Annotated in this window: 3 protein-coding genes; all 3 read right to left on the bottom strand. The window is 45.7% G+C overall.

Translation table 11 applies throughout. From position 1 onward, the window contains the following. Positions 1–203: 203 nt before the first annotated feature. Positions 204–836 carry a proteasome subunit beta gene (locus QXE01_09175; protein MEM4971409.1) on the bottom strand — a complete coding sequence of 211 codons (633 nt, stop codon included), beginning with the start codon at positions 834–836 and terminating at the stop codon, positions 204–206. A gap of 143 nt (positions 837–979) precedes the next feature. Further along, entirely contained in the window at positions 980–1,627 is a 648-nt protein-coding gene (locus QXE01_09170) for a methyltransferase domain-containing protein (GenBank protein MEM4971408.1), read from the bottom strand. Then, positions 1,624–3,726 (bottom strand): CDC48 family AAA ATPase (locus QXE01_09165; GenBank protein MEM4971407.1); only part of this gene is annotated, 2,103 nt, incomplete at its 5' end. The genes QXE01_09170 and QXE01_09165, both read right to left, overlap by 4 nt.

Genomic DNA, 3,726 nt, shown 5'->3' with positions numbered 1-3,726 from the left:
GGGTTGAAAAGTCTATGGATACGGCTACAGCATATCCATGGTCGCCTCTATATGATACATCAAGCCCTATAACTCTCCTAGGCTCTCCCCCTAGCCTCTCTATCGAGACCTTCCTAGAGATCATAATCTGTGCTTGAGCCGCACGCGATAGATCAAAACCCCGGTGTCTTGACCGATTATTTAGCACAAAAACACACCAAATACTATCTTATGGGGTATGTCCTCTCCTCTATACCATTGCTCCTAACAATAGCTATATCTATCCCATCACCAGACATTGTATCCCTTGCCGCTGCAGCCCTTATAGCCTTTACCACGAGGTTTACAGCGTCCTCAACAGGTTCTCTACCATCCTGTGTTTTCCTAGATATAAGGGATGGATATTCGGTCTCTATAACACCAATCGCTATAGGCGCCCCTGTCCCAACGGCTGCATATTCATCCTCGATGACAGAGCCAAGCGGGTCCATAACATATATGTGTGCACCTTCCTCATCCACACCACCGACTATGAGCTCTGTTATGAAGGGTGTGTATTTATATGAATATAGGATTGCTGATAAAAGCTTTGCAGCACCCCTAACACTTATCCTTGTTCCTGATGACATCTCGTAATATCTAATCTCTGTCGACATGATCCTTGAGATTGTTATCATGTCAGCGAAGATACCTGCAGCCGCTATAGCTATCCTATCATGGATCTTGAAGACCTTCTTAGCAGATCTACTCATAACAAAGCCCCCATATCCAAACCTCTTCTCAGAGCCGAGAACAACTACATTACCAATCTTCAGCCCAACAGCAGTTGCTCCCGTCCCTAGCTGCTCATACGCCACCCAATATCCCCAAAGACTAATCTGTTTAAGAGCTAAATAACCTAAGTATACCCTAGGATCTTTAAACCAACCCTCACCCAGCCCAATAAAAGGGCTTTTAATCATGGTTAAAAAGCATTTAGATAGCACCCAAATAGTTAGATCTAAACATTCTTTACAGCTTTTAAACATATAAATCCATGTTCATTGCGAAGGGGCTGGGGATCCTCGGGATACGGCTCAGCCCATGGTGGATAGCTAAGAGTACCCATTATATTCTCGATGCTAAACCCTATATCCTCTATAAGATCTATTGCTTCCCTCTTCGTTAAAAACCTAGCAACTCTATAGAATGGAGAATCCCTCTTACTAGAATAATATTCTCCCCAAGGCGAATCTCTAGGGATTATACATAGTAGAAGGCTGCCACCCCTTTTAAGAACTCTATATACCTCTGATAAAAGATCTGCTGGTGATTCAACAAAGCATATAGTTACAACGATGAGAGCGGACCACATACTCTCAGTTCTTATCGGTAGATACTCCCCATATCCCTGGATCGCATCGGATACCCTTTTCCTAGATAGTAACAGCATTTCATGCGAAGGATCTAGATTTATACATCCAAGGATATGTGTAAAGTACCCCGTACCGCCTCCAATATCTATACATGGGGTCTTCGCTCCAACCGATATTGTTTTTATAAGTCTAACCTCATTCTCAGCAGTGATTTTGTTCCGCTCATACCAGGAATCATATCTACTAGCATATTTATTAAAGATCTCTACGACTGTTTTTGTCGTTGAAGTCATATGAATAGACTCCTCAGGGTCTTCTCAATACTCTGGTATTTCTCCATAACATCCTCGCTTAGCGATGGCTTTACAACCTTGAGGGCCTCTAGGAAGTACTTCATGCTAACCTCTCTAGCCTCTAGCTTCTCTCTCAGAGCTAGCATTACTGCCTCTCTCACAAGGGCCTCTAGATCTGCTCCTGTGAAGCCATTTGTCATGTCAGCCAGCTTCTCAAGATCAACATCTGGTGCTAGAGGAACTCTTCTAGTGTGTATCTTCAGTATCTCGAGCCTCGCTTTCCTATCTGGTGGTGGTACCTTTATAATCCTATCGAATCTCCCAGGCCTTAGAAGGGCTGGATCTAGGAGGTCTGGTCTATTGGTTGCTGCGATAACAACCACACCTCTCAACGGCTTTATCCCATCCATCTCTGTTAGGAGCTGGTTAACAATCCGATCTGTTACACCGGAATCTACCCTCGAACCCCTTGCAGGAGCTATAGAATCGATTTCGTCTAGGAATATTATTGCCGGCGCAACCATCCTAGCCCTCCTAAATATCTCCCTAATAGCCCTCTCACTCTCACCAACCCATTTACTCAGGATCTCGGGGCCGTTAACAGCTATGAAGTTAGCACCGCTCTCAGTTGCAGCAGCCTTTGCTAATAATGTTTTACCAACGCCTGGCGGGCCGTAGAGAAGTATACCCTTAGGAGGCCTTATACCCATCCTCTCAAATATATCTTGATACTTTAGCGGCCACTCAACAGCTTCTCTGAGCTGTTGTTTAACATCATCTAGACCACCTATATCGCTCCACCTAACCTCGGGAACCTCTACAAAGACCTCTCTAAGCAGTGATGGGTGGATCATATTCATAGCCTGTATGAAGTCATTCATATTCACCTTAAGCGTTCTCAGAAGCTCCGATGGGATGGGCTTCGAGAGATCCACGTTCTTCTCGGCGAGGAATCTCCTGAGGGCATTCATAGCAGCCTCCTTAACAAGGGCTGCTAGATCAGCACCTGTATATCCATGCGTCATCTCCGCAATTTTATCGAGATTCACATCATCATCTAGAGGAACGCTTCTAGTGTGGACAGCAAGTATCTCCCTCCTAGCCTTCTTATCTGGAGGCGGTATCTCTATCTCCCTATCAAACCTCCCAGGCCTTCTAAGAGCCGGGTCGAGGGCGTCGGGCCTATTTGTAGCACCTATAACTATAACCCTGCCCCTCTCGGCAAGGCCGTCCATAAGTGTTAGGAGTTGTGCAACAACCCTCTTCTCAACCTCACCAACAACCTCCTCCCTCTTTGGCGCTATAGCGTCTATCTCATCTATAAATATTATTGCAGGAGCGTTCTTCCTAGCCTCCTCAAAGATCTCTCTAAGCCTCTGCTCACTCTCACCATAGAACTTACTCATAATCTCAGGACCATTGATAGCTATGAAATAAGCTCCAACCTCGTTCGCAAGCGCCTTCGCCAACAGGGTTTTACCAACACCTGGTGGGCCGTAGAGAAGCACACCTTTAGGAGGCTCTATACCTAGGTGTCTAAATAGCTCTGGATGCCTCATAGGTAGCTCGACAATCTCCCTCAGCCTCGCCTTAGCCTCCTCAAGATCCCCTATATCCTCCCAGGTAACCCTCGGGATCCTCTCAGCTATCTCCTTAACAGGCTCTGGCTTTATAACAACCTCTGTCCTCTCGGTTATATATATAGCTGTTGATGGTGATGTAGATATAACTGCTAGCCTTAGAGCACCAGCATATATAGGGACTAAAATAACCTCCCCCCTTGCCAGGGGCTTGTTGAGCATCTCACTCTTTATATGCTCAGCTATATAGCCTGTATATTCATGTGGTATGAAGTCCTCTGTAGGGGCTAGCACAACCCTATCTCCTGGAGCAACGTTATGGGCCTTGGATATTGTTACTATATCCCCTATACCTACACCCAGCACCTCCCTCATATACCCATCGATCCTTATAATATCCCTCCCCTCATCCTCAGAATAAGAAGGCCACACCTGGGCATAGGCAACGCCTTTAAAACCCCTTATCTCTATAAAGTCACCGGCATCTAGCTCCAGCTCCCTCATAACCCTTCTAGGTAT

Source organism: Sulfolobales archaeon, from assembly GCA_038897115.1.
Classification (GTDB): domain Archaea; phylum Thermoproteota; class Thermoprotei_A; order Sulfolobales; family AG1; genus AG1.
Note: the sequence above shows the minus strand (reverse complement) of the source record. Positions and strands in the feature narration are given on the sequence as shown.

Excerpts from the sequence above, each read along its gene's own strand:
- QXE01_09170 (MEM4971408.1), bottom strand. The coding sequence starts at position 1,627 with ATGACTTCAACGACAAAAACAGTCGTAGAGATCTTTAATAAATATGCT.